The sequence below is a fragment of the Pantoea sp. ICBG 985 genome, from assembly GCF_002928365.1.
Taxonomy (GTDB): Bacteria; Pseudomonadota; Gammaproteobacteria; order Enterobacterales; family Enterobacteriaceae; genus Pantoea; species Pantoea dispersa.
In genome coordinates this window covers 104858-129503 of the sequence record NZ_POWM01000009.1, presented here as the reverse complement: position 1 = coordinate 129503, position 24646 = coordinate 104858, and the positions used below count along the sequence as shown (strand labels likewise).

Here is a 24646-nt window from a genome sequence, read left to right as displayed (position 1 = left end):
CTCTCTACAAGGCTCGGGGAACAATCAGGTCAGATGACAACGCAATGGCCGAAAGCCATGACGTCAGGAAATTACTATGTGTGGAATTGTTGGTGCAGTAGCGCAGCGTGATATCGCAGAAATTCTGCTGGAAGGGCTGCGTCGTCTTGAGTATCGCGGTTATGACTCTGCCGGTCTGGCGGTTGTCGATCGCCAGGGCCACATGACGCGGTTGCGTCGTCTGGGTAAAGTGGCCAATCTGGCAGAAGCGGCGGAACAGCAGCCGCTGATTGGCGGAACCGGTATCGCGCACACCCGTTGGGCGACGCACGGTGAGCCGTCGGAAGCCAATGCGCATCCGCACGTCTCAGAGCACATTATTATTGTGCACAACGGCATCATTGAGAACCACGAACCGCTGCGTGAACAGATGATCGCACGCGGTTATCGCTTTGCCTCAGAAACTGACACCGAAGTGGTGGCGCACCTGGTGCACTGGGAGCAGAAACAGGGCGGTACGCTGCGCGAAGTGGTACTGCGGGTGATCACGCAACTGCGCGGGGCGTATGGCATGGTGATCATGGACAGCCGCGATCCGTCGGTGCTGGTGGCTGCGCGTTCCGGCAGCCCGCTGGTGATTGGCCGCGGCGTGGGCGAAAACTTTATCGCTTCCGATCAGCTGGCGCTGCTGCCGGTGACCCGCCGCTTTATCTACCTCGAAGAGGGGGATATTGCCGAAATTACCCGCCGCGAAGTGACGATTATCGATCGCCACGGTAACCAGGCGCAGCGCGCGGAGATCGAATCCAATGCGCAGTACGATGCCGGCGACAAAGGCGTCTACCGCCATTACATGCAGAAAGAGATCTACGAACAGCCGAACGCCATCAAAAACACGCTGGCCGGCCGCTTCCATGACGGCATTGTTGATCTCAGCGAACTGGGCGCTAACGCGGAAACGCTGCTGAGCCAGGTAGAACATATCCAGATCATCGCTTGCGGCACGTCCTACAACTCCGGCATGGTGTCGCGTTACTGGTTTGAGTCGCTGGCTAACATCCCGTGTGACGTGGAAATCGCCTCCGAATTCCGCTATCGCAAATCTGCGGTGCGTAAAAACAGCCTGCTGATCACCCTGTCGCAATCCGGTGAAACCGCCGATACGCTGGCAGCGCTGCGCCTGTCCAAAGAGCTGGGCTATCTCGGTTCGCTGGCCATCTGCAACGTGGCGGGTTCGTCACTGGTGCGTGAGTCAGATCTGGCGCTGATGACCAAAGCCGGCACCGAAATCGGCGTGGCCTCGACCAAAGCGTTCACCACCCAGCTGACGGTACTGCTGATGCTGGTGGCGAAGCTGGGCCGTCTGCACGGCATGCGCGCTGAAACCGAGCATGAGATTGTTCATGCACTGCAGGCGTTGCCGAGCCGCATTGAACAGATGCTGGCGCAGGATAAAGTGATCGAGAATCTCGCCGAAGGCTTCTCTGACAAGCATCACGCGCTGTTCCTTGGCCGTGGCGATCAGTATCCGATTGCCATGGAAGGGGCGCTGAAGCTGAAAGAGATCTCCTACATCCACGCCGAAGCCTATGCGGCGGGCGAACTGAAGCACGGTCCGCTGGCGCTGATTGATGCCGATATGCCGGTAATTGTGGTGGCACCAAACAACGAACTGCTGGAGAAGCTGAAATCCAACATCGAAGAGGTGCGCGCGCGCGGCGGTCTGCTGTATGTGTTTGCCGACCAGGATGCCGGTTTCAGCGACAGCGAAGGCATGAAAATCATCCCGCTGCCGCACGTTGAAGAGGTGATTGCCCCAATCTTCTACACCGTGCCGCTGCAGTTGCTCTCCTATCACGTGGCGCTGATCAAAGGCACCGACGTCGACCAGCCGCGTAACCTGGCGAAATCGGTTACGGTGGAATAAGCGTAGCCCGGTCTGGAAACAGGCCGGGTTTTTTAACTCATTGTTGTTCCGATTAAATTAATCGTGAATTCTGTGAACGTTGTGAATTAATTTCTCCCTGATATGTGAAATCAACTTTCATAATTCGCTGGCTGTCCTTCACTTCTGTTTTGTTTAACTTTAATTTAACCTTTCAGTCATAAGCTTTCTGATGCATGTAGCAAGCCAAACTCGTTCTTTGCATGTAGGAATTTATGGCGCGTTATTTCATATTTACTTTTTTGTGTCTGATGCTTTTATCCGATGCACTGGCATCGTCATTCAGTGTGAATATTTCCGGTAACGTGATGGTACCTGCCGACTGTAAAATAAATAATGGTATGCCGATTAGTGTTAATTTCGGCGATGTGCGCACCGATAAAATAGATGGGAAAGCGTATCAGCAACCTGTGTCATTTACGCTTTCCTGCACTAATCTTCCCTCTAATGCGCTTAAAATCCAGCTACAGGGGAATGCAGCCAGCTTTGATAGCGGTGCGTTACGCGCATCAGTCAGCGGTTTAGGTATTGCGTTTTTTAAGTCTAACGCTGAAAGGTTAAATATTAATACCAGCTGGGTAAACTTTACTTATCCCGCGCTGCCGGTTATTACGGCCGTCCCGGTGAAAGATAACAGCAGCAGTTTAACGGGTGGAAGTTTTACTTCAGCGGCAACACTGGTAGTGGAACTGCAATAAATGAAACGTACGTGGTTAATGGCACTATTGCTGCCCGCTATGCTGAAGTATAGCGCAGTGGCTGCTTTCAGCGTGCAGGCTAACTTCAGTGGAAAACTCATCGAGCCGCCGTTATGTCAGATTAACGGCGAAAAGCCAATTATGGTGGAATTTGGTTCAGTGGTTATTTCCCAAATCAATGGCGACAGCTACAGAAAACCTGTCTCCTGGACGTTAACCTGTAGCAATAATCCCGATAAGAGTATGCGTGTACAAATCAGTGGCACCGGAAGCGCATTTAATTCTGCTTTGCTGGCGACCAGCCAGCGTGATTTGGCGATTCAGATATTAAGCGGTAAAAATGGCGAAAACGCCCTGGCACTGAATAACTGGCTGCCGTTTACCTTTCCTGCGCTGCCCGTCATTCAGGTGATACCGGTGAAAAAAAACGCCGCGGTGTTAACCAGCGGTGACTTTTCTGCTTTTGCTGCGCTGGTGGTTGAGTACCAGTAGATGATCGGCGTTGACGCAACCACAGGATTAGACCAATGCTAACAGGGCTTGTTTTCCGCTATCTGGCTTTTTTCGCTGGCCTGCTGCTGTTCTTTTCAGCGCAAGCGATGGAAGCCCCGCGCGTGGATGGCATTCGCTGGGTCAACGCAAGCCAGGTTGAAATTACCTGGTCAGTGGTGGATGTCGGTATGATATCCGGCTATGCCCGCTGTAACTCTTCAGAGAGAACCTGCGCAGCAGGCATCGGTGTCAGCGCCTGGTTTATCGGGCATGGCACCGTATTCAGCGCTGCGGGCGGGCCACAAATTTACGTCGATCAGGGCGAGAGCCTGGCCTCGGTGGCTGAACGTTTTATCCGTTTTAATGGTCGGGGTGGCAAGTTTCTGCGTAACTCAGATACCCGTTATTACAGTTCATACTGCGGCAGCTTTGTGACAGCCTCCGCGACCGTAACTGACTATTCCGGAATGGTTGCGCCCTGGGCACCTTGCGTCAACATTCCGGTGGTGCCGGTATCCTGTTCGGTAAGCGGAGCCGCGCTGAATATTAATCATGGTACGCTGGCCCCGGCCGCCGTTAATGGCGCCAAAGCCAGCGTTAACTTCTCGCTTTTCTGCAACCGTGATGTGAATATCAGTTTTGCGCTTGCCGGTGGGATCAATATCCTCAAACTGAGCAACAACATCAGTACGCTGTTATCACTGGCTGACGGGAGCCTGAATAAACCGCGATTAGTGCGGGCTAACGTGACGACGCCGTTCACGCTGATTTCGACGCTTTCCTCAACAACCCCCAGTCCCGGTAACTTTACCGGCAGCACGGTGGTTTTCATTAATTACCTCTGATTTGCCAGCCGACCCGGTTGTCATATAACTGTCACAATTCGTACATTTCACTGTCATCAAACTGTCCTATTTTGCCTCCAGCAGCAATCAATGACTCTTACTAAAACGGCGTCAAGCCTGATTTTTAATCCCCTGGAGGGAACATGACACTGATGCGTAGCACCGTAGCCCGAATTCTCGCCGCCACCTTCGCAGTAAGCGCGGTTTCTGCTTTTGCAGCCACCGACCTGACAGGCGCAGGCGGGACGTTCCCGGCACCGGTTTATGCCAAGTGGGCAGCAGAGTATCAGCAAGCCACCGGTAGCAAAATCAACTATCAGGGTATTGGTTCCTCGGGTGGCGTGAAGCAAATCATCGCCAAAACCGTGGATTTCGGTGCGTCCGATGCGCCGATGAAAGAGGAAGATCTGCAGAAAAATGGCCTGTTCCAGTTCCCGACGGTGATCGGTGGCGTGGTGCTGGCGGTGAACATTCCCGGCGTTAAATCCGGTGAGCTGACGCTCGACGGTAAAACGGTCGGCGACATCTATCTCGGCACCATCAAAAAGTGGAACGATCCGGCGATCACCAAACTGAACCCGGGCGTGAAGCTGCCAGACACCAACATCAACGTGGTGCGCCGCGCGGATGGTTCCGGCACCTCTTTCGTCTTCACCAGCTACCTGTCTAAAGTGAACGAGACCTGGAACAGCAAAATCGGTAAAGGCAACACCGTCAACTGGCCAACCGGTCTGGGCGGTAAAGGTAACGACGGCGTGGCCGCGTTTGTACAGCGTCTGCCAGGCTCGATTGGCTACGTAGAGTACGCCTACGCCAAACAGAACAACCTGACTTACACCAAACTGGTTGATGCCGATGGCAAGCCAGTGGCACCGAGCGAAGCCAGCTTTGCGAACGCCGCTAAAGGCGCTGACTGGAGCAAATCCTTTGCCCAGGATCTGACCTTCCAGAAAGGCAACGATGCATGGCCGATCACCTCAACCACCTTCATCCTGATCTACAAAGAGCAGGCGAATGCGGAGAAGGGCAGTGAAGTGCTGAAGTTCTTTGACTGGGCGTACAAAGGCGGCAGCAAAACCGCTACGGCGCTGGATTACGCAGCGCTGCCAGAGAGCGTAGCGAATCAGATTCGTGCTGCCTGGAAAGCCAACATCAAAGACAGTTCCGGTAAAGCGCTGTACCAGTAAGTGTATGACCCGGCCAGCGTCCGCGCTGGCCAGCCTGATGGGCGGCCTTGTTGCCGCCCTGATTACCCTCTGAGATCGAGAATTCTATGGCTGCCACTAAGCCGACGTTTAAAGCACCGGGCAAGCAAGGCGACATGATATTCGGCGCGCTGGTGAAGCTCTCCGCGCTGATCGTGTTACTGCTGCTGGGTGGCATTATCGTCTCCCTGATTTTCTCCTCCTGGCCGAGCATCCAGAAATTTGGCTTCTCCTTTCTGTGGACCAAAACCTGGGATGCGCCAAACGAAGAATTTGGTGCGCTGGTGCCGATTTACGGCACCCTCGTAACCTCACTGATTGCCTTAATCATCGCGGTGCCGGTGAGTTTCGGTATCGCCCTGTTTCTGACCGAGCTGGCACCAAACTGGCTGCGCCGTCCGCTGGGTACCGCGATTGAGCTGCTGGCGGCCATTCCCAGCATCGTGTACGGCATGTGGGGCCTGTTTATCTTTGCTCCGCTGTTCGCGGAGTATTTCCAGACGCCGGTTGGCGAGGTGCTGGCAAATATCCCGATCGTCGGCGCGCTGTTCTCCGGTCCGGCCTTCGGCATCGGCATTCTGGCGGCGGGCGTGATCCTCGCCATCATGATTATCCCTTACATCGCCTCGGTGATGCGCGATGTGTTCGAACAGACGCCGGTGATGATGAAAGAGTCGGCCTACGGCATCGGCTGCACCACCTGGGAAGTGATCTGGCGCATCGTGCTGCCGTTTACCAAAAACGGCGTGATCGGCGGCGTGATGCTGGGTCTCGGCCGCGCGCTGGGCGAAACCATGGCGGTCACCTTTATCATCGGTAATACCTACCAGCTGGACAGCGCGTCGCTGTTTATGCCCGGCAACAGTATCACCTCAGCGCTGGCGAACGAGTTCGCCGAAGCCGAATCCGGCGTGCACGTGGCGGCGCTGATGGAACTGGGCCTGATTCTGTTCGTGATTACCTTTATCGTTCTGGCGATCTCCAAACTGATGATCCTGCGTCTGGCGAAGAGTGAAGGAGCCCGTTCATGACAGCAATTGAAATGCAGGCGCGCGCCGAGCTGGAAGCCTCACGCCGTAAAATGCAGGCGTGGCGCAGCACCAAAAACAAAATTGCCCTGACGCTCTCGCTGCTGACCATGGCGTTCGGCCTGTTCTGGCTGATCTGGATCCTGTTCACCACCGTCACGAAAGGGATCGATGGCCTGAGCTGGACGCTGTTTACCGAATCCACGCCGCCGCCCAACACCGCGGGCGGTGGTCTGGCGAACGCCCTGGCGGGCAGCGGCCTGCTGATCTTCTGGTCCACCTTCTTTGGCACGCCGCTGGGCATTCTGGCGGGTATCTACCTGGCAGAATATGGCCGCAAGCACTGGCTGGCGGAAGTGATTCGCTTCATCAACGATATCCTGCTGTCCGCACCGTCAATTGTGGTCGGCCTGTTCGTGTACACCATCGTGGTGGCGCAGATGCAGCACTTCTCCGGCTGGGCCGGTGTGATAGCGCTGGCGCTGCTGCAGGTGCCTATTGTGATTCGTACCACCGAAAATATGCTGCGGCTGGTGCCGGACAGCATGCGTGAAGCGGCTTATGCGCTGGGCACGCCGAAGTGGAAGATGATCTCGGCTATTACGCTGAAAGCCTCGGTCTCCGGCATCATTACCGGTGTGCTGCTGGCGATTGCGCGCATTGCCGGTGAAACCGCACCGCTGCTGTTCACCGCGCTGTCGAACCAGTTCTGGAGCACCGACATGATGCAGCCGCTGGCCAACCTGCCGGTGACCATCTTCAAATTCGCCATGAGCCCGTTTGCCGAATGGCAGAGCCTGGCGTGGGCCGGTGTGCTGATTATTACGCTGTGCGTGCTGCTGCTGAACATCGTGGCGCGCGTGATTTTCGCCAAAGGCAAACACTAATTTTCCGGCGCGGCTTCGGCGGCGCTGCACATGAGAGATGAGCAATGAGTATGGCAACTCCTTCTGCCGGTAAAATTCAGGTGCGCAATCTGAACTTCCACTACGGTAAGTTCCACGCGCTGAAGAACATTAATCTGGATATCGCCAAAAACCAGGTGACGGCGTTTATCGGTCCGTCGGGCTGCGGCAAATCCACCCTGCTGCGCACCTTCAACAAAATGTACTCGCTCTATCCGGAGCAGCGTGCTGAGGGTGAAATTTTGCTGGATGGCGACAACATTCTGGCATCGCATCAGGATATCGCCCTGCTGCGCGCGCGCGTCGGTATGGTGTTCCAGAAGCCGACGCCGTTTCCGATGTCGATTTATGACAACATCGCCTTTGGCGTGCGGCTGTTTGAGAAGCTGTCGCGTGCCGATATGGACGAGCGCGTGCAGTGGGCGCTGAGCAAAGCCGCGCTGTGGAATGAAACCAAAGACAAGCTGCACCAGAGCGGTTACAGTCTCTCCGGCGGTCAGCAGCAGCGCCTGTGCATCGCGCGCGGCATCGCGATTCGCCCGGAAGTGCTGCTGCTGGATGAGCCATGTTCGGCGCTGGATCCGATCTCCACCGGACGCATCGAAGAGCTGATCACCGAGCTGAAGCAGGATTACACCGTGGTCATCGTGACCCACAACATGCAGCAGGCGGCGCGCTGTTCCGATCACACGGCGTTTATGTATCTGGGCGAGCTGATTGAGTTCAGCGACACCGACACGCTGTTTACCAAGCCAGCGCAGAAGCAGACAGAAGATTACATCACCGGTCGTTACGGCTGATTCAGGAGAGAAACATGGATAATTTAAATCTGAACAAACATATCTCCGGTCAGTTCAACGCGGAGCTGGAGCACATTCGTACCCAGGTGATGATCATGGGTGGCATGGTGGAGCAGCAGCTTACCGATGCCATCACCGCGATGCATAACCAGGATGGCGAACTGGCGCGCCGGGTGATCGACGGTGACCAGAAGGTCAACATGATGGAAGTGGAGATTGATGAAGCCTGCGTGCGCATCATCGCCAAGCGTCAGCCTACCGCCAGCGACCTGCGTCTGGTGATGGCGATCATCAAAACCATTTCGGAGCTGGAACGCATCGGCGACGTGGCGGAGAAGATCAGCCGTACCGCGCTGGAGAAGTTCGGTCAGCAGCACCTGCCGCTGCTGGTGAGCCTCGAGTCGCTCGGACATCACACCGTGCAGATGCTGCACGACGTGCTGGATGCCTTCGCGCGCATGGATCTCAACGAAGCCATCAAGATCTACCGCGAAGACAAAAAGGTGGATAAAGAGTACGAAGGTATCGTGCGCCAGCTGATGACCTACATGATGGAAGATCCGCGCACTATTCCCAGCGTGCTCACCGCGCTGTTCTGCGCGCGCGCTATCGAGCGCATCGGTGACCGCTGCCAGAACATCTGCGAAATTATCTTCTATTTCGTGAAAGGTCAGGATTTCCGTCACGTTGGCGGTGACAAGCTGGATGAACTGCTGTCGGGCGACGACGGCAGCAATAAACCCTCCTGATTGACGTGATGACTGCCTGTTAGCGCTGAGGCTGACAGGCAGTGCGCTTGATTTCTGCCTGTTCTCAACCTGCCGCTCTCTTTATACTTGGCGCACATTTTTCTGCCAGGTGCTGTTTTATGTCCTCTGCAAATAACAACAAAACCGCCGTTACGCCGGCGAAAGCGATGGTGGCTGCCGTCAGCGGCTATGCCATGGATGGATTTGATCTGCTGATTCTGGGATTTATGCTGCCGGCGATCAGCGTGTCGCTGGCGCTGGATGCGTCGCAGGCCGGTTCGCTGGTGACCTGGACGCTGATCGGCGCGGTGGTCGGCGGCATTGTGTTTGGTCATCTGAGCGATCGCTACGGCCGCATCCGCATTCTGACCGTGACGATCCTGATGTTCTCGCTGTTCACCGGGCTGTGCGCCGTGGCGCAGGGCTACTGGGATCTGCTGGCGTATCGTACGCTGGCCGGCATGGGACTGGGCGGTGAGTTTGGCATCGGCATGGCGCTGATTGCCGAAGCCTGGCCGAAGGAGAAGCGCAACCGCGCCTCGGCGTGGGTCGGTATCGGCTGGCAGCTCGGCGTATTGCTGGCGGCCTTTATCACGCCGCCGCTGCTGAGCGTGATTGGCTGGCGCGGTATGTTCCTGGTTGGCCTGCTGCCGGCGCTGGTGTCGTTTGTGATTCGCCGCAGCATGGGCGAGCCGGAAGCCTTCACCCGCCATGTGGAAAAGGCCCCGCAGCTCTCCTTTTCCGCGCGCATTAAACTGCTGTTTGCCGATCGCGCCACCAGCAAAGCCAGCCTCGGCATTTTGATTCTTTGTTCGGTGCAGAATTTTGGCTATTACGGCCTGATGATCTGGATGCCAAGTTATCTCTCTTCCAGCTTCGGCTTCAGCCTGACCAAATCCGGCCTGTGGACGGCCGTTACGGTGGTGGGCATGACGTTCGGCATCTGGCTGTTCGGCGTACTGGCGGACCGCTTTGCGCGCTGGAAGATTTTCCTGCTGTACCAGTTTGGCGCCGTGGCGATGGTGGTGGTTTACGCCCAGCTGCGCGACCCGACGGTGATGCTGTTTACCGGTGCCATCATGGGGATGTTTGTTAACGGCATGATTGGCGGCTACGGCGCGCTGATCTCGGACACTTTCCCACCGCAGGCGCGCGCCACCGCGCAGAATGTGCTGTTCAACCTCGGCCGCGGCGTCGGCGGTTTCGGCCCGCTGGTGATCGGCATGCTGGCCACGCATATTTCATTCACCGCTGCGATTACGCTGCTGGCGCTGATTTATCTGCTGGATATTGTCGCTACGCTGTTCCTGCTGCCAAAAAGCCAGGGCAATGAGGATTCGCTGGGCGCGATTGGGTGATTTTTTCCCCTCACCCTAACCCTCTCCCGCAAACGGGAGAGGGAACCGTCTGGTGCGGTATGTGGGTGGGCACTTTTGTTCAACCCCGCTCGATCGGCCCCTTCTCCCGCTGGCGGGAGAAGGCTGGGATGAGGGGGCTGCGCGCACTTACCTGACCACATCCCAGCCACGTGCACGCCACAGTGCTGGCAGCTGCGCCATATCGTCAAAACGCGTCACCAGCGGGTGATCAATCACCGGATTGTGTGCATCGGCACAATAGTAAAACACCGGTATGCCAGCGGCGATGCCAGCCCGCGCGCCAGCCTCTGAATCATCCACCAGAATGCACTTTTCAATCGGCACCTGCATCTGTTCCGCCGCGTGATACATCAGCTCCGGATCCGGCTTCCAGTGATTAATGTCATAGCCGCTGTACAGGCGTCCGCTCAGATACGGCAGCATGCCGGTCAGCCCCAGCGAATGCTCCATTTTCTTCACCGTACCGTTCGACACCACGCACATCGGCACCTTCACGCGCTCCACCAGCGCTCTGGCGCCGGCAATCGGCTGCAGATCAAGATCAAACAGGCGCGCCACTTCCGCGCGGTAGGCACTCTCCACCTCAGCCAGCGGCAGTGTCACCTGATGCTGTGCCGTCACATCGCGGATGATGTCGTAAAGCTTCACCCCTTTGTACTGCTCAAACATCTGCTGCAGCGAGAGTTCGATACCGTAACGGGCAAAGGTGTTGACGTAGGACTGCGTGCAGATCACTTCGCTGTCGACCAGCGTGCCATCGCAATCAAAAAAGATACATTCAACTGACATCGCGCCTCATCCTTTTAGTAAACAATAAGCTGTCACTCTAGCGCACTCAGCGCAGAAAGCGACCCCAGGCAACCGGTTGCGAAAAATCAGTGTTTTGCGGCGCTAAAGTCTATAGGATACGCGGCGATAAATTTTTCATCGGAACAGCGAAATGAACGAGCAGGGCCTTTTGCAGCGTATTTTCAGGCTGCAGGAACACGGAACCACCGCGCGCACTGAAGTGATTGCCGGTTTCACCACTTTCCTGACGATGGTGTATATCGTCTTCGTTAACCCGCAGATTCTTGGTGCCGCAGGCATGGACACCCAGGCGGTGTTTGTCACCACCTGCGTGATTGCTGCGTTCGGCAGCATCCTGATGGGGCTGGTGGCCAATCTGCCGGTGGCGCTGGCACCGGCCATGGGCCTCAACGCCTTCTTTGCCTTTGTGGTGGTGGGTGCGATGGGCTACTCGTGGCAGGTTGGCATGGGCGCAATCTTCTGGGGCGCGCTGGGGCTGCTGATCCTGACGCTGCTGCGCGTACGCTACTGGATGATCGCCAATATTCCGCTCAGCCTGCGCGTGGGCATCACCGCCGGTATCGGTCTGTTCATCGCCATGATGGGGCTGAAAAACGCCGGTATTATTGTGCCCAACGCGGACACCATCGTGACCGTCGGCAACCTGGCCTCGCACAACGTGCTGCTCGGCGCGCTCGGCTTCTTTATCATTGCGATTCTGGCGTCGCGCAACATCCACGCGGCGGTGCTGGTCTCTATCGTAGTGACCACCGCGATCGGTCTGCTGCTGGGCGACGTGAAGTTTACCGGGCTGTTCGCCGCGCCGCCGGCCATCACTTCGGTGGTCGGCCAGGTCGATATCAAAGGCGCGTTCAACGTGAGCATGGCGGGCGTGATCTTCGCCTTCATGCTGGTCAATCTGTTTGACTCGTCCGGTACGCTGATTGGCGTAACTGATAAAGCGGGCCTGACCGATGAGAAAGGTACTTTTCCGCGCATGAAACAGGCGCTGTACGTGGATAGCATCAGCTCCGTCACCGGTTCGCTGATCGGCACCTCTTCGGTGACGGCGTACATCGAAAGCTCATCCGGCGTGGCGATTGGTGGCCGTACCGGCCTGATGGCGGTAGTGACCGGCATCCTGTTCCTGCTGGTGATGTTCCTGTCGCCGCTGGCTGCCATGGTGCCCGCCTATGCGGCGGCCGGTGCGCTGATTTATGTTGGCGTACTGATGACGGCTTCGCTGGCGCGCGTGCGCTGGGACGATCTCACCGAAGCGGTGCCGGCGTTTGTCACGGCGGCGATGATGCCGTTCAGCTTCTCGATCACCGAAGGTATTGCGCTCGGTTTTATTTCTTACTGCGTGATGAAACTCGGCACCGGACGCTGGCGTGAAATCAGCCCGTGCGTGGTGGTGGTGGCGCTGCTGTTTGTGCTGAAAATCGCTTTTATCGACGCGCACTAAACGCAACAGGCCGCGGGTGCGGCCTGGTTATCCGGGATGCCTGACTTCCGGCTGACTGGCGACACGCTCGCCGGGCAGGCTGGTGAGGCGCAGGGTGCGCGGCCCGATGTTGGGTTTGCTCATCTCCACATCGCGCAGCGACTGCCACTGCTGCTGCGCATCAATCTCCCACAGCCGTAAACGCTCAGTGCCGGGCGACAGCGCGCAGGACCACACCAGCGTCGGCTCGGCATCACACACCGCCTGAATATCGGGATAGACGCTGGATCGCAGCCGGCCGGCCGCCGGATGCAGCCGCAGCGCATCAATACCGCTGTTGGCTTCGCCGGTCAGTTTGAGGATGCTCTGGCGTAGCGTCCAGATCTGCGTCACCGCTTCCATAAAATCCTGCTGGGCGTTAATCCACGCCTTTTCACCCGATGACAGCCCCTGCGTGAGGGCATCCTGCGCCTGACGGCTATGCGCCCGGACGATTTCCATATCCAGGCCAGCGCGCCCGCCTTCTTCCGCCAGCAGCACGCCGACCATGTTACCGGCATAGGAGATACTGAAGTCAGGCAGATTAGGATCGGCAAAGCAGGGACGACCGCTGCTGCTGGCGATCAGCGGTGGCAGGTCACGAATACCATAGACGCGCAGCATCAGCTGGGCCAGCAGCGCGCGTGCGGCAAGAAAGCGGCCGCGGCGCTTATCAGGCAGGTGCCCGGCGCTGGTCATCACATCCTGTGGAACCCGCATGGTCTCTGGGGTGAGGGGCGGGTTAACCACCCAACGAACAAAATGACTAGCCATCTGTCGCTCCGTGAAAATGGTCGGATAATCATCAGGGCTATTGTAAGAATTTTCTCATGGGTTTGCATCCGGCTTACGCTGGATAGCCAGTAAATTCAGATAAGGACGAGGCGAATCTCATTGCCATGAGCTGCAATTGAATATGAGGCTTTTGCACATTGGTGTCGGATGGGGTGCCGAAGCGGCGGATGTGGTGTAGGATTTGGACAGGAAAGAGCTGCACAATGAAGTGCTTAAATTATTCACCTATCTGCCAATCGTGCGCATCGCAAACCATGCACGTCGGAGTTGTTATGTCTGTTACCTCTCTTGCTCGCCAGGAATCGATCTCGCTGGATGAATTTCGTCACGGCATGCGCCGTCTCACTGCCGGTGTCTCGCTGGTGACCACCTCATCCAGCGGAGAAAAGTTCGGGCTGATCGCCACCTCGGTCAGCTCGCTGGCAGCGGAACCGCCCAGCCTGCTGGTCTGCGTTAACCGCAGCGCATCAAGCCACGATGCCATTCTGCAGGCGGGCTACTTTGCCGTGAACGTTCTGCGCGAGCAGCACGATGACCTATGCGCGCAATTCAGCTCGCCGACGCGCCGTGCTGAGCGTTTCCAGAGCGGTGAATGGCAAACCCTTAATACGGGCGCGCCCGTGCTGGCTGATGCGCTGGTGAGCTTCGATTGTCAGCTGGAAAAAACGGTGGAGTGGAACACCCACAGCGTGCTGCTGGCGCGTATCGTGGGTATTGCGCTGCCGGGCGAAGCGACAGCGCCGATGGTCTACTTCAACAGCGGTTTTCACTCGCTGGGCTAAGTCATGGCGCAGCGCGTCGGGCGGCTGCGCGGCTTAACGCATCAGGCAAATTTGCTGGCTTCGTCAAAGCTCAGACGCGGCAGGCGCGGATGCAGCTTGCTGGCTTCGCCATAGCCGAGGTTGATCAGTAAGTTGACCTGCCAGTTATTTTCGCTGAAGAACGCGGCGTTAACTTTAGCCGGATCAAAACCGGACATCGGGCCGGCATCGAGTCCCAGCGAGCGGGCCGCCAGAATCAGATAGCCCGCCTGCAGGCTGCTGTTGCGAAACGCGGTCTCTTTGGCCAAATCCGGGCTGCTGGTAAACCAGCTGCGTGCATCGCCATGCGGGAACAGTTTTGGCAGTGCTTCATAAAAGGTCGGATCCCACGCCACAATCACCGTCACCGGTGCCGCCATGGTCTTATCCACATTGCCTGAGGAGAGCGCCGGCTTCAGCTTCTCTTTACCTTCCTGAGACGTCACGAACACAAAGCGGCCCGGCGAGCAGTTGGCTGAGGTCGGCCCCAGCGCCGTCAGCGCATAGAGCTGCTTCAGCACCTCCTGCGAAATCGGTTTATCCTGCCAGTAGCTATGGGTGCGGGCTTCAGTAAACAGCGCGTTCAGCGCCACGCTGTCGAGCGGTGTACTCATGTTTCTCTCCTGTTCAGGCAACAACCTGCGCCTGATTTTTAGCATGAATAATGGATGTGGCCGCTGCGTTTACGCGGCGACCCTCAACCGTTATACGACAAAGGCGAAGGCGCGCCAAATAACAAACACGCATGACAACCGTTGAACGTTTACTGCTGCAGACGCGCGGCCCGCGCCTTAAAGCCATTGAGGATGGTCTGGCTCACGCGTAACGGGAAGGCTGCAGGGATTTGCTCCTGCACGCGTTGGATCACTTCTGGCGTTCTGGCTCTGAACTCATCGAGGATGTGTGCCATCGCCGTCAGGGCAAATTTTGTCGTTTTTGCGGTTTCTATAAAATGGCGGGGAAAAATGTGTTCGATGGCGGCTTTCCGGCCTTTGCTCCCGTTCAGTCCCATTGCCAGCTTTGCATCACGAATGTGTAATCCCGCACCGCCAATCACGGGATAAATGGAAAGAATGTCGTAAAACGGCGTCAGGCGAAAACGTCCTTCCGCTTCGATAAAAATAGAAAAGTTTTTGGCATGGCCATCGGTGGCCGCCAGCAGCCAAAACAGGACCTGAGCTTTCATGAAATCATATCGATCCTGTTCTGCATTAACTGAATTCAGGAGATAATCCATAATCGCAGAAATGCCCGGGCCGCCGTGGCTTTCATATTTTCCTGCTGCGGGCACATTCAGCACCTGACAAAAATCTTCCTGGGGTAACCGCATGATCCACTGTCCATCCGATGCATAACGCCGATCAAACCGCTCCACGGCCAGTGCTTTAATTTTCCCGGTGTTTACGATAAAGCAAGGGGGAACTGCCAGGCCAAATTCTCTGGCAATCAGCGTACAAAGCCACTCATTCTCCACGCTATCTGAAAGATCGATGCGATGCGAATGGCTCTGAATATTGCCAATCGGCAATTTTAAAATGTGGGTGGTGGGCGTATTGCCCTGCGGCAGGCACCACTGTTGATCGATGCGTAACAGCGCCGTTTTCTCCTGCGCGCCAGCCAGTGAAATACGAAAATCCGTCAGCTCTTCCAGCATGCCAAGCGGTGCGCCTGACTGATAGCCTGAAAGGATTTTTTCCAGTTCGCTATCGCTTAACCGGCGGTAATCGATCGTTCGGACAGTGTGCGGTTTACTGTCAGGCGGTAACAATTGCAGCGCACCAATGGTGTCGCTGCCGACTTTTGCGAGTAAGTCAAAGGGCTGGGTGGAGCTGGCCTGATAGCGAGACAGAATACGTGCGCGAATTTCAGGGTTATCAGGCAGCAGGTTATCAAAAAAGTTATAGACCTCCGCGCCCTTGTAAGGCTGGTGGCGCAAAGGCATGGAGAGGGATATCGGTCGGCTACCCGGCTGATTCAGCCAGCTCTCATAATATCTGAAGGTGTGTGCACCGGTTGCTGCCCTGCTGAAAACGCCTGTCCGATAGCCGTTCATGTAGACATCCAGTTCTGTCATCACCACTCTTCCTTCCAGCCGTCCGGGTCCTGTTTGGCCGATGGCAAACCACGGGGTTTTATCTCCATTTCCAGATCCAGAGCAGCGAGAATACGAAACAGCGTGTCCAGTCGGGTGGTTTCTGGCTGTAGCTCAAAGCTCGAGACGGTATCCTGACGAATCCCAATTTTGCTGGCGACTTTCGCTTGCGAGAGTGACTCTGTGAGTCTTCTATCTTTGAGATAAGAACTTAATTGTTTGGCGCTGGTGATTTTCATAGCGGCGCTCCAGTCTGGCAACCGTGATACCATTACACGCTATTGCGTGTGAATCAAGGTTTACTCGCTATCACAGGTAATCCCGGCTTCACGCGCAACTGGCGGTAGTGAACTGGGGTTAACGCGGGTTAATAATACCGGGAAGCACAGCATGGAGTGGCTGACGAACGGTAGAGACGCCGCCAGCCATTAATATAAAGGTTTGTTTTACTTACCAATACAGAAACTGGAAAAAATCCGGCCCAGCAGATCGTCGGAGGTAAACTCGCCGGTGATTTCACTCAGCGCCTGCTGCGCCAGCCGCAGCTCTTCGGCCAGCAGTTCGCCCGCCCAGGCTCCCAGCAGCTGCTCTTTGCCCTCCTGTAAGTGAGTGGCTGCTAACTCCAGCGCCTGCAGATGGCGACGACGCGCGAGGAAGCCGCCTTCCATATTGCCGGCGAAGCCCATACTCTGTTTCAGATGCTCACGCAGCGTATCGACGCCTGCGCCGGTGCGCGCCGACAGGCGAATAAGTGAGTGGCCATTTACTTCTGTCAGGCCCAGCGTTTCACCGGTCATGTCCGCTTTATTACGTACCACGGTAATCGGCAACGCGGCTGGTAAGCGCGCCACGAAATCAGGCCAGATGGCGGCGGCTTCAGTGGCGTCAGTGGTGGTGCCATCCACCATGAACAGGACGCGATCCGCCTGCTCAATCTCCTGCCAGGCGCGTTCAATGCCGATACGTTCCACTTCGTCGCTGGCTTCACGCAAACCGGCGGTATCGATGATGTGCAGCGGCATGCCGTCGATGTGGATGTGCTCGCGCAGCACGTCACGCGTGGTGCCAGCGATATCCGTGACGATCGCTGCTTCGCGTCCGGCCAGTGCGTTGAGCAGGCTCGATTTCCCGGCGTTGGGACGACCGGCAATCACCACTTTCATCCCTTCACGCAGCAGGCTGCCCTGACGCGCTTCGGCGCGCACGCCGTTGAGATCGCCGATCACCGCATTCAGCTGCGCTTCGATTTTGCCGTCGGAAAGGAAGTCGATCTCCTCATCCGGAAAATCAATCGCTGCTTCCACATAGATGCGCAAGTGAGTAAGTGCTTCCACTAACGCATTAACGCGCAGTGAAAAGGCACCCTGCAGCGAGTTGACGGCGGAGCGGGCGGCCTGCTCGGAGCTGGCATCAATCAGATCGGCAATCGCTTCTGCCTGCGCCAGGTCGAGCTTGTCATTCAGAAAGGCGCGTTCCGAGAACTCGCCCGGCTGCGCAATGCGCACACCCGGCAGCGCCACAATGCGCTTCAGCAGCAGATCGAGAATCACCGGACCGCCGTGGCCCTGCAGTTCCAGCACATCTTCGCCGGTAAAGGAGTTCGGACCCGGGAACCACAGCGCGATGCCCTGATCCAGCACGCTGCCATCAGCATCGTTAAAGGGCAGATAGTCGGCGTAGCGTGGCTTCGGCAGCTTGCCCAGCACGGCCTGCGCCACTTCAGCGGCTTTGGCACCGGAAATACGCAGAATACCGACGCCACCACGGCCGGGAGGCGTCGCCTGGGCAACAATAGTGTCACTGTGGCTCATAAGTACCTTCTTCCAAAAAAAACAGGGCGGCATAAATGCCGCCCCTGGAGATGTTGCGTCCTGCTCAGCGTTGCCGGGCGTTACGCTTTCTTCTTGTCGCGGCTGTGTAAACCACGCTTTTCCAGCCCGCGATAAATCAGCTGCTGCTGGAGAATGGTTACCAGGTTGCTGACGATGTAGTACAGCACCAGACCTGACGGGAACCACAGGAAGAACACGGTAAAGATAACCGGCATGTAAGTCATGATCTTCTGCTGCATCGGATCGGTCACGGTGGTCGGTGACATCTTCTGAATGAAGAACATGGTGATACCCATGATGACCGGCAGAATGTAGTACGGGTCCTGCGCGGACAGGTCATGGATCCACAGTACAAACGGAGCATGACGCAGTTCAACGGAACCGGACAGCATGTAGTACAGCGCCAGGAAGATTGGCATCTGGATAACCAGTGGCAGACAGCCGCCCAGCGGGTTCACTTTCTCCGCCTTATACAGCGCCATCATCTCCTGGCTCTGCTTCTGCTTATCATCACCCAGACGCTCACGCATAGCCTGAATCTTCGGCTGCAGCATACGCATCTTGGCCATCGAGGTGTACTGCGCTTTGGTCAGCGGGTACATGATGCCACGCACGATGAAGGTGATAACGATAATGGAGAAGCCCCAGTTACCGATAAAGCTGTGCAGGAACTTCAGCAGCTTAAACAGCGGCTGAGAGATGAACCACAGCCAGCCGTAATCCACGGTCAGATCGAGGTGCGGCGCGATAGCGGCCATTTTGTCCTGGATTTCCGGACCGACCCACAGGGTGGCACCGAGATCCTGCTGCGCGCCGGCGGCGATGGTCACAGGCGCCGACTTATAGCCGATTGCCGCCACACCGTTGCCGAGATTGCTGGTGTACAGCGTATTGTTACCCTGAGTGCGCGGCACCCATGCGGTCGCAAAGTACTGCTGCAGCATCGCCACCCAGCCGTTGCTGGTGGTGGTGTTCAGGTTCTCGTTATCAGCGATGGTATCGAATTTGTATTTTTCATACTTCGCATCGCTGGTCGAGTAAGCGGCACCACGGAAAGTGTGCAGCGCAAAGTTATTGCTGCCGGTATCGCGATGCTTCGGCAGATCGATCGTCTGCTTCAGCTGACCAAACATCGCCACTTCCAGCGGCTGCTGCGAGGCGTTATTGATGTTGTAGTCGACGTTAACCGCGAATTCGCCACGTTTGAACACGAAGGTTTTGGTATAAACCACGCCGTTCTCACCGGTCCAGCTCAGCGGCACGCGCAGCTCGGTCTGGCCATCGGCCATCTCGAAGTGATCCTGGGAAGCGGTATACAGCGGACGTGCGCCGTTGTTCGGGTTATCCGGACCGTTACGGCCGGTTAAGCCGCTCTGCGCCTGATAAACGAAGGCCGGAGTGGTTTCCAGCAGCTGGAACGGTGCGTCTGAACCCAGTTTGTCCGGGTAAGTCAGCAGCTGTGCCTGCTCGATATCACCGCCGCGGGTATTGATGTTGAGTGACAGGACATCAGTCTTAACGGTGATCGTTTTGCCCTGGCCGCTAGCCGGCACGCCGGAAGAGGCGGCATCACCCGCTGCGCTGCTTGTGTTCTGCGTGGTCTGGGTCTGCTGTGGCTGCGGAGCGTGGTCCGTCTGCCAGGCTTGCCAGATCATAAAAGACACGAACAGAAAAGCGATGAGAAAGAGATTGCGTTGCGAATCCATCGTTAATGTTCTCTGGTATCAAAGGTTTTTGGCGGCACCGGATCGTCGCCACCCGGGTTCAAAGGGTGGCATTTTAATACGCGTTTAATCGTCAACCAACTGCCTTTTAACATGCCGAAGCGGCGTACAGCTTCCACCCCATACTGCGAGCAGGTGGGATGGAACCGGCAATGAGGTCCCAGCAGTGGGCTGATGGCGCGTTGATAAACGCGTATCAGGGCGATCAGGAGCCGCGCGCCAGGCGACAGTGACGACGCCATAATTTCTCCAACGCTTCCGTCAGTGCACGGTTATCGAGGTCAGCAATCCCTTTTTTCGCCACGATGACAAAATCCATCGGCGGCAGCTCGTGTTGACGCAAACGAAAGCTTTCGCGGGTCAATCGCTTGATCCGGTTGCGTTCATGGGCGCGTTTCACGTGCTTCTTGGCGACGGTAAGACCGATGCGGGGATGCCCCAGCGAATTAAGGCGGCCGAGGATGGTAATTTGCGGCGTGCCAGCCCGAAGAGGTTGCTGGAAGACGAAAGTGAAATGAGCGGGAGTTAACAAACGTAACTCCCTGGGAAATGCGAGCTTAACCACGAGGGTTAGCTTTTATTACTTAGAAACGGTCAGACGAGCACGGCCTTTAGCACGACGACGTGCCAGAACCTGACGACCATTTTTAGTAGCCATACGAGCACGGAAGCCGTGAGAACGGTTGCGCTTCAGTACGGACGGTTGAAAAGTGCGTTTCATGGCGATTTCTACCTAAACTTGAAAAATTTCACTGGGTGACGCGTTTTCGGGCCAGTAAAACGACCGACGCCTCAATGTGTCTTTAATAAAGAGGCGGGATTGTAATAATTGTACAGTCCGGAGTCAATTTACTTCGCTGGGCGCGAGACCTGAAAACTCTGATACAGCCCGCTAATTCCGGGCATCAAAGCTTCACGCGCCAATGCCGGGTGGGGAATTATACGGGCTATAAAGGAAAGCGCAAGGATCGTCCAGGATCTTCTTGCGATCGCCGCGCCGATCGTGACGGCAAAAATGCGAGCGCGGTGGAAAATTTCTCGCTTTCAGCCTGATCCCCGCTCGCTTTTTCCGCAGACGGCGTAAACTGATGCATGCCTGGACACCCTGTGGATAAAATGGATCAAAACTGTGTAGAAAGGGAAGATCTCTGAGGCGCTTTGCGCTATGATCCGCCCTTCCGCTGACGATCCTCCTTGCGATCGCCGGGGATGACTACCGCGGATAGCGGTCGCAGGCGCTTTCTGACCGCCTGTGTCAAAAAAGACAGTTTCTATTATTAGCGCCTGAAATTCTTATCGATTTTGTACGAGTGGAGTCCGCCGTGTCACTTACGCTTTGGCAACAGTGTCTTGCCCGTTTGCAGGATGAGCTTCCTGCCACCGAATTCAGCATGTGGATTCGTCCGCTGCAGGCTGAATTGAACGACAATACGCTGGCCTTGTATGCACCAAATCGGTTTGTACTCGACTGGGTTCGGGATAAATATCTCAATAGTATCAATGGGCTGCTGAATGAATTCTGCGGTGCGAACGTGCCGCTGCTGCGTTTTGAGGTCGGTACGCGCCCGGTTGCGCCGGTTGCTGCTACGCAACCCGCCATGGCCAGCAGCGTCAGCGCGCCCGCACCGGCTGAGAATCGTCCGGCACCGGCACAGCCGCTGCGCCCGAGCTGGGATTCGGTTCCGGCACCGGCTGATGTGACCTACCGCTCGAACGTGAATAACCGCCACAACTTCGACAACTTCGTTGAGGGTAAATCCAACCAGCTGGCGCGCGCGGCGGCACGTCAGGTGGCGGATAATCCTGGCGGCGCTTACAACCCGCTGTTCCTGTATGGCGGCACTGGCCTCGGCAAAACGCACCTGCTGCACGCGGTGGGCAACGGCATCATCGCGCGCAAGCCGAATGCCAAAGTGGTTTATATGCACTCTGAACGCTTCGTGCAGGATATGGTGAAAGCGCTGCAGAACAACGCCATCGAGGAGTTTAAGCGCTACTACCGTTCGGTGGACGCGCTGCTGATCGATGATATTCAGTTCTTTGCCAATAAAGAGCGCTCGCAGGAAGAGTTTTTCCACACCTTTAACGCGCTGCTGGAAGGTAATCAGCAGATCATCCTGACCTCGGATCGTTACCCGAAAGAGATCAACGGGGTGGAAGATCGTCTGAAATCACGCTTTGGCTGGGGATTAACCGTGGCGATCGAGCCGCCTGAGCTGGAGACGCGTGTCGCGATCCTGATGAAAAAGGCGGACGAAAACGACATCCGTCTGCCGGGCGAAGTGGCCTTCTTTATTGCCAAGCGTCTGCGCTCTAACGTGCGTGAGCTGGAAGGGGCACTGAATCGTGTGATTGCCAATGCCAACTTTACCGGCCGTGCCATCACCATCGATTTTGTGCGCGAAGCGCTGCGCGACCTGCTGGCACTGCAGGAAAAGCTGGTGACCATCGACAACATTCAGAAGACGGTGGCCGAGTACTACAAAATTAAAGTGGCGGATTTGCTGTCGAAGCGCCGTTCGCGCTCGGTGGCGCGTCCGCGTCAAATGGCGATGGCGATGGCCAAAGAGCTCACCAACCACAGCCTGCCGGAAATTGGCGATGCGTTTGGTGGCCGTGACCATACCACCGTGCTTCATGCCTGCCGTAAAATCGAGCAGCTGCGTGAAGAGAGCCACGACATCAAAGAAGATTTCTCTAACCTCATTCGAACATTATCTTCCTGACGCATATGAAATTTATTGTTGAACGTGAGCAGTTGCTGAAGCCACTGCAACAGGTGAGTGGCCCGCTTGGCGGACGCCCGACGCTGCCGATCCTCGGAAATTTACTGCTGCAGGTGAATGAAGGCACGCTGCTGCTGACCGGTACCGATCTTGAGATGGAGATGGTGGCGCGCGTGGCGCTGACCCAGCCGCACGAACCGGGCGCGACAACCGTCCCGGCGCGTAAGTTTCTTGATATCTGCCGTGGTCTGCCTGAAGGCGCAGAGATCAGTCTGACGCTGGAAGGTGACCGCATGCTGGTGCGCTCCGGCCGCAGCCGCTTTTCGCTGTCGACGCTGCCAGCCAGCGACTTCCCGAATCTCGACGACTGGCAGAGCGAAGTGGAATTCACGTTGCCGCAGGCCACGCTCAAACGCCTGATTGAAGCCACGCAGTTCTCCATGGCGCATCAGGATGTGCGTTACTATCTCAACGGCATGCTGTTCGAGACCGAAGGCGAAGAGCTGCGCACCGTTGCCACTGACGGCCATCGTCTGGCGGTCTGTTCGATGCCTGTCGGGCAGGCGCTGCCGAACCATTCGGTGATCGTACCGCGTAAAGGTGTGATTGAGCTGGTTCGTCTGCTGGACGGCGGTGAGACGCCGCTGCAGGTGCAGATCGGCAGCAGCAACATTCGCGCGCATGTCGGCGACTTTATCTTTACGTCGAAGCTGGTTGATGGCCGTTTCCCGGATTATCGCCGCGTGTTGCCGAAGAATCCTGACAAAGCGCTGGAAGCGGGCTGCGATCTGCTGAAACAGGCTTTTGCCCGCGCGGCGATCCTGTCGAACGAGAAGTTTCGTGGTGTTCGCATCTATATCACCGAAAATCAGCTGCGCATCACGGCCAATAACCCGGAGCAGGAAGAGGCGGAAGAGATGCTGGACGTGTCGTACAGCGGCACCGAGCTGGAGATTGGCTTTAACGTCAGCTACGTGCTGGATGTGCTGAACGCGCTGAAGTGCGAAAACGTGCGCCTGCTGCTGACCGATTCGGTTTCCAGCGTGCAGATTGAAGATGTAGCCAGTCCGGCTGCGGCCTACGTCGTGATGCCCATGCGCCTGTGATCGTCTGGCGGGCTAACTTACTCGCTATTTTGCACCCGGGCAGTGCTCGCCCCTGGTCACATACTTCAGTATGCTCCCAGGGTCTGTGCGCTGGCCGTGCGCAAACTAGCTTCGCCGTTAACGCCCTCGATTGCAGGGTTAGGTGAACACCACTTCTTAATGCGCAGCTGGATTCGTTCATGGCTTTAACCCGCCTCCTGATTAAAGATTTTCGTAATATCGAGCAGGCCGATCTCACGCTGGCGCCGGGCTTTAATTTTCTTGTGGGCGCCAACGGCAGCGGTAAAACCAGCGTGCTGGAGGCGATTTATACGCTGGGCCACGGCCGCGCATTCCGCAGTTTGCAGGCCGGACGCGTAATTCGTCACGATCAGGACGCGTTTGTGTTGCACGGGCGGATTGAAGGCAGCGAGCGCGAGCTGGCGGTCGGCCTGAGTAAAAACCGCGCCGGCGACAGCAAAGTCCGCATCGACGGCAGCGACGGCCATAAAGTCGCCGAGCTGGCGCAGCTGCTGCCGATGCAGCTGATTACGCCAGAGGGGTTTACTTTGCTCAACGGCGGCCCCAAATACCGTAGAGCCTACATCGACTGGGGCTGCTTTCATGCTTATCCCGGTTTCTTTCTGGCCTGGAGCAATCTGCGTCGCCTGCTGAAACAGCGCAACGCGGCGCTGCGCCAGGTCGCGCGCTACAGCCAGATCCGGCCATGGGATCAGGAGCTGGTGCCGCTGGCAGAACAGATCAGCGCCTGGCGCGCTGAATACAGCGCAGCCATTGCCAGCGAAATCACCGCCACCTGCAGCCAGTTTTTACCGGAGTTTGCGCTGAGCTTCTCCTTCCAGCGCGGCTGGGACAAAGAGAGCGACTTCGGCGAGCTGCTGGAGCGCAACTTCGAGCGCGATCGTGCGCTCACCTACACCGCCAGCGGTCCGCACAAAGCCGATTTTCGGATTCGTGCTGAAGGCACGCCGGTGGAAGATTTACTCTCACGCGGTCAGTTAAAGCTGCTGATGTGTGCGTTGCGGTTAGCGCAGGGCGAGTACCTGACGCGCAGCAGCGGACGTCGCTGTTTATACCTGATTGACGACTTCGCCTCCGAGCTGGATGACACCCGTCGTCGCCTGCTGGCGGAACGCCTGAAAGCCACGCAGGCTCAGGTGTTTGTCAGCGCCATTGGTGTCGAGCATGTAATCGATATGAGTGACGAAAAGGGCAAGATGTTCCGCGTGGAACAGGGTAAAATAGCGGTTCAACCTGAAGATTAAATGAGCGAG

The 24646-nt window shown here is 56.8% G+C and carries 25 protein-coding genes; 15 read left to right on the top strand and 10 right to left on the bottom strand.

Translation table 11 applies throughout. The features are described from left to right. Positions 1 to 76 precede the first annotated feature (76 nt). The 10 genes from glmS (at position 77) to C1Y42_RS21615 (ending at position 10004) form a co-directional block, all read left to right on the top strand. A complete protein-coding gene (gene glmS / locus C1Y42_RS21660; RefSeq protein WP_104094323.1) occupies positions 77 to 1906 on the top strand; it encodes a glutamine--fructose-6-phosphate transaminase (isomerizing) in 1830 nt (609 codons plus the stop codon). Positions 1907 to 2139: 233 nt separating this feature from the next. Then, a complete protein-coding gene (locus C1Y42_RS21655; protein ID WP_104094322.1) occupies positions 2140 to 2622 on the top strand; it encodes a fimbrial protein in 483 nt (160 codons plus the stop codon). Next, positions 2623 to 3114, top strand: coding sequence for a fimbrial protein (locus tag C1Y42_RS21650; RefSeq protein WP_104094321.1), 492 nt, complete (start codon positions 2623 to 2625; stop codon positions 3112 to 3114). Between the two features lie 35 nt (positions 3115 to 3149). Next, positions 3150 to 3959 (top strand): hypothetical protein, encoded by an 810-nt coding sequence (locus tag C1Y42_RS21645; protein ID WP_104094320.1) that lies wholly within the window; start codon positions 3150 to 3152, stop codon positions 3957 to 3959. 143 nt (positions 3960 to 4102) lie between these two features. Beyond that, on the top strand, positions 4103 to 5146 hold the full coding sequence (gene pstS / locus C1Y42_RS21640) for a phosphate ABC transporter substrate-binding protein PstS (protein WP_021506928.1): 1044 nt from the start codon (positions 4103 to 4105) through the stop codon (positions 5144 to 5146). An 86-nt stretch (positions 5147 to 5232) separates the two neighbouring features. Beyond that, positions 5233 to 6195: a phosphate ABC transporter permease PstC gene (gene pstC, locus C1Y42_RS21635; protein ID WP_058770723.1), complete on the top strand. Its 963-nt coding sequence runs from the start codon at positions 5233 to 5235 to the stop codon at positions 6193 to 6195. Then, positions 6192 to 7079, top strand: coding sequence for a phosphate ABC transporter permease PstA (gene pstA, locus C1Y42_RS21630; protein ID WP_021506926.1), 888 nt, complete (start codon positions 6192 to 6194; stop codon positions 7077 to 7079). The genes pstC and pstA overlap by 4 nt, the downstream gene beginning before the upstream one ends. 44 nt (positions 7080 to 7123) lie before the next feature. Further along, the gene (gene pstB / locus C1Y42_RS21625) at positions 7124 to 7897 is read left to right on the top strand and encodes a phosphate ABC transporter ATP-binding protein PstB (RefSeq protein ID WP_021506925.1); all 774 of its coding nucleotides are present in this window, start codon (positions 7124 to 7126) and stop codon (positions 7895 to 7897) included. 14 nt (positions 7898 to 7911) lie between these two features. Continuing rightward, entirely contained in the window at positions 7912 to 8646 is a 735-nt protein-coding gene (phoU, locus tag C1Y42_RS21620) for a phosphate signaling complex protein PhoU (RefSeq protein WP_021506924.1), read from the top strand. Positions 8647 to 8765: 119 nt separating this feature from the next. Then, positions 8766 to 10004, top strand: coding sequence for an MFS transporter (locus C1Y42_RS21615; RefSeq protein ID WP_088516154.1), 1239 nt, complete (start codon positions 8766 to 8768; stop codon positions 10002 to 10004). A 147-nt stretch (positions 10005 to 10151) separates the two neighbouring features. On the opposite strand, the gene yieH is transcribed toward C1Y42_RS21615, so the two are convergent. Further along, complete coding sequence (yieH, locus tag C1Y42_RS21610; protein WP_021506922.1) at positions 10152 to 10814, bottom strand: 6-phosphogluconate phosphatase; 663 nt, start codon at positions 10812 to 10814, stop codon at positions 10152 to 10154. 151 nt (positions 10815 to 10965) lie between these two features. On the opposite strand from yieH, the gene C1Y42_RS21605 reads away from it, so the two are divergent. Further along, positions 10966 to 12279: an NCS2 family permease gene (locus C1Y42_RS21605; protein ID WP_058770726.1), complete on the top strand. Its 1314-nt coding sequence runs from the start codon at positions 10966 to 10968 to the stop codon at positions 12277 to 12279. 27 nt (positions 12280 to 12306) lie between these two features. Here C1Y42_RS21605 and C1Y42_RS21600 read toward each other — a convergent pair whose 3' ends face one another. Then, positions 12307 to 13071 (bottom strand): 4'-phosphopantetheinyl transferase superfamily protein, encoded by a 765-nt coding sequence (locus C1Y42_RS21600; RefSeq protein ID WP_031279602.1) that lies wholly within the window; start codon positions 13069 to 13071, stop codon positions 12307 to 12309. A gap of 293 nt (positions 13072 to 13364) precedes the next feature. Between C1Y42_RS21600 and C1Y42_RS21595 the strand changes: the two genes are divergently transcribed. After that, positions 13365 to 13874, top strand: coding sequence for a flavin reductase family protein (locus C1Y42_RS21595; protein WP_031279601.1), 510 nt, complete (start codon positions 13365 to 13367; stop codon positions 13872 to 13874). A gap of 41 nt (positions 13875 to 13915) precedes the next feature. On the opposite strand, the gene C1Y42_RS21590 is transcribed toward C1Y42_RS21595, so the two are convergent. The 8 genes from C1Y42_RS21590 to rpmH all read right to left on the bottom strand — a co-directional run bounded on the left by C1Y42_RS21590 (position 13916) and on the right by rpmH (position 20261). Beyond that, positions 13916 to 14506 (bottom strand): malonic semialdehyde reductase, encoded by a 591-nt coding sequence (locus C1Y42_RS21590; RefSeq protein WP_021506918.1) that lies wholly within the window; start codon positions 14504 to 14506, stop codon positions 13916 to 13918. A 149-nt stretch (positions 14507 to 14655) separates the two neighbouring features. Further along, on the bottom strand, positions 14656 to 15966 hold the full coding sequence (locus C1Y42_RS21585) for a type II toxin-antitoxin system HipA family toxin (RefSeq protein WP_104094319.1): 1311 nt from the start codon (positions 15964 to 15966) through the stop codon (positions 14656 to 14658). After that, entirely contained in the window at positions 15966 to 16223 is a 258-nt protein-coding gene (locus tag C1Y42_RS21580) for a helix-turn-helix domain-containing protein (protein WP_104094318.1), read from the bottom strand. The genes C1Y42_RS21585 and C1Y42_RS21580 overlap by 1 nt, the downstream gene beginning before the upstream one ends. A gap of 207 nt (positions 16224 to 16430) precedes the next feature. Continuing rightward, positions 16431 to 17795 carry a tRNA uridine-5-carboxymethylaminomethyl(34) synthesis GTPase MnmE gene (gene mnmE / locus C1Y42_RS21575; RefSeq protein WP_104094317.1) on the bottom strand — a complete coding sequence of 455 codons (1365 nt, stop codon included), beginning with the start codon at positions 17793 to 17795 and terminating at the stop codon, positions 16431 to 16433. A gap of 80 nt (positions 17796 to 17875) precedes the next feature. Next, complete coding sequence (gene yidC / locus C1Y42_RS21570) at positions 17876 to 19522, bottom strand: membrane protein insertase YidC (RefSeq protein ID WP_021506916.1); 1647 nt, start codon at positions 19520 to 19522, stop codon at positions 17876 to 17878. Positions 19523 to 19524: 2 nt separating this feature from the next. Continuing rightward, positions 19525 to 19782 (bottom strand): membrane protein insertion efficiency factor YidD, encoded by a 258-nt coding sequence (yidD, locus tag C1Y42_RS21565; protein ID WP_071813586.1) that lies wholly within the window; start codon positions 19780 to 19782, stop codon positions 19525 to 19527. Then, the gene (rnpA, locus tag C1Y42_RS21560; RefSeq protein WP_040679622.1) at positions 19746 to 20105 is read right to left on the bottom strand and encodes a ribonuclease P protein component; all 360 of its coding nucleotides are present in this window, start codon (positions 20103 to 20105) and stop codon (positions 19746 to 19748) included. The genes yidD and rnpA overlap by 37 nt, the downstream gene beginning before the upstream one ends. A gap of 15 nt (positions 20106 to 20120) precedes the next feature. Then, positions 20121 to 20261 carry a 50S ribosomal protein L34 gene (gene rpmH / locus C1Y42_RS21555; RefSeq protein WP_000831330.1) on the bottom strand — a complete coding sequence of 47 codons (141 nt, stop codon included), beginning with the start codon at positions 20259 to 20261 and terminating at the stop codon, positions 20121 to 20123. A 601-nt stretch (positions 20262 to 20862) separates the two neighbouring features. On the opposite strand from rpmH, the gene dnaA reads away from it, so the two are divergent. The 3 genes from dnaA (at position 20863) to recF (ending at position 24637) form a co-directional block, all read left to right on the top strand. Next, on the top strand, positions 20863 to 22266 hold the full coding sequence (gene dnaA, locus C1Y42_RS21550; RefSeq protein WP_031279599.1) for a chromosomal replication initiator protein DnaA: 1404 nt from the start codon (positions 20863 to 20865) through the stop codon (positions 22264 to 22266). Positions 22267 to 22271: 5 nt separating this feature from the next. Next, positions 22272 to 23372 carry a DNA polymerase III subunit beta gene (gene dnaN, locus C1Y42_RS21545; protein WP_010617831.1) on the top strand — a complete coding sequence of 367 codons (1101 nt, stop codon included), beginning with the start codon at positions 22272 to 22274 and terminating at the stop codon, positions 23370 to 23372. A gap of 179 nt (positions 23373 to 23551) precedes the next feature. Next, positions 23552 to 24637 carry a DNA replication/repair protein RecF gene (gene recF / locus C1Y42_RS21540; protein WP_058758201.1) on the top strand — a complete coding sequence of 362 codons (1086 nt, stop codon included), beginning with the start codon at positions 23552 to 23554 and terminating at the stop codon, positions 24635 to 24637. Positions 24638 to 24646: the final 9 nt, after the last annotated feature.

Coding starts and splice junctions, on each gene's coding strand:
- yidD (WP_071813586.1), bottom strand. CDS start 19,782: ATGGCGTCGTCACTGTCGCCTGGCGCGCGGCTCCTGATCGCCCTGATA.
- C1Y42_RS21600 (WP_031279602.1), bottom strand. CDS start 13,071: ATGGCTAGTCATTTTGTTCGTTGGGTGGTTAACCCGCCCCTCACCCCA.
- yieH (WP_021506922.1), bottom strand. CDS start 10,814: ATGTCAGTTGAATGTATCTTTTTTGATTGCGATGGCACGCTGGTCGAC.
- C1Y42_RS21615 (WP_088516154.1), top strand. CDS start 8,766: ATGTCCTCTGCAAATAACAACAAAACCGCCGTTACGCCGGCGAAAGCG.
- C1Y42_RS21585 (WP_104094319.1), bottom strand. CDS start 15,966: ATGACAGAACTGGATGTCTACATGAACGGCTATCGGACAGGCGTTTTC.
- pstB (WP_021506925.1), top strand. CDS start 7,124: ATGAGTATGGCAACTCCTTCTGCCGGTAAAATTCAGGTGCGCAATCTG.
- C1Y42_RS21645 (WP_104094320.1), top strand. CDS start 3,150: ATGCTAACAGGGCTTGTTTTCCGCTATCTGGCTTTTTTCGCTGGCCTG.
- C1Y42_RS21655 (WP_104094322.1), top strand. CDS start 2,140: ATGGCGCGTTATTTCATATTTACTTTTTTGTGTCTGATGCTTTTATCC.
- rpmH (WP_000831330.1), bottom strand. CDS start 20,261: ATGAAACGCACTTTTCAACCGTCCGTACTGAAGCGCAACCGTTCTCAC.
- pstA (WP_021506926.1), top strand. CDS start 6,192: ATGACAGCAATTGAAATGCAGGCGCGCGCCGAGCTGGAAGCCTCACGC.
- C1Y42_RS21605 (WP_058770726.1), top strand. CDS start 10,966: ATGAACGAGCAGGGCCTTTTGCAGCGTATTTTCAGGCTGCAGGAACAC.
- glmS (WP_104094323.1), top strand. CDS start 77: ATGTGTGGAATTGTTGGTGCAGTAGCGCAGCGTGATATCGCAGAAATT.
- pstC (WP_058770723.1), top strand. CDS start 5,233: ATGGCTGCCACTAAGCCGACGTTTAAAGCACCGGGCAAGCAAGGCGAC.
- C1Y42_RS21595 (WP_031279601.1), top strand. CDS start 13,365: ATGTCTGTTACCTCTCTTGCTCGCCAGGAATCGATCTCGCTGGATGAA.
- C1Y42_RS21590 (WP_021506918.1), bottom strand. CDS start 14,506: ATGAGTACACCGCTCGACAGCGTGGCGCTGAACGCGCTGTTTACTGAA.
- mnmE (WP_104094317.1), bottom strand. CDS start 17,795: ATGAGCCACAGTGACACTATTGTTGCCCAGGCGACGCCTCCCGGCCGT.
- C1Y42_RS21580 (WP_104094318.1), bottom strand. CDS start 16,223: ATGAAAATCACCAGCGCCAAACAATTAAGTTCTTATCTCAAAGATAGA.
- phoU (WP_021506924.1), top strand. CDS start 7,912: ATGGATAATTTAAATCTGAACAAACATATCTCCGGTCAGTTCAACGCG.
- dnaN (WP_010617831.1), top strand. CDS start 22,272: ATGAAATTTATTGTTGAACGTGAGCAGTTGCTGAAGCCACTGCAACAG.
- recF (WP_058758201.1), top strand. CDS start 23,552: ATGGCTTTAACCCGCCTCCTGATTAAAGATTTTCGTAATATCGAGCAG.
- C1Y42_RS21650 (WP_104094321.1), top strand. CDS start 2,623: ATGAAACGTACGTGGTTAATGGCACTATTGCTGCCCGCTATGCTGAAG.
- yidC (WP_021506916.1), bottom strand. CDS start 19,522: ATGGATTCGCAACGCAATCTCTTTCTCATCGCTTTTCTGTTCGTGTCT.
- pstS (WP_021506928.1), top strand. CDS start 4,103: ATGACACTGATGCGTAGCACCGTAGCCCGAATTCTCGCCGCCACCTTC.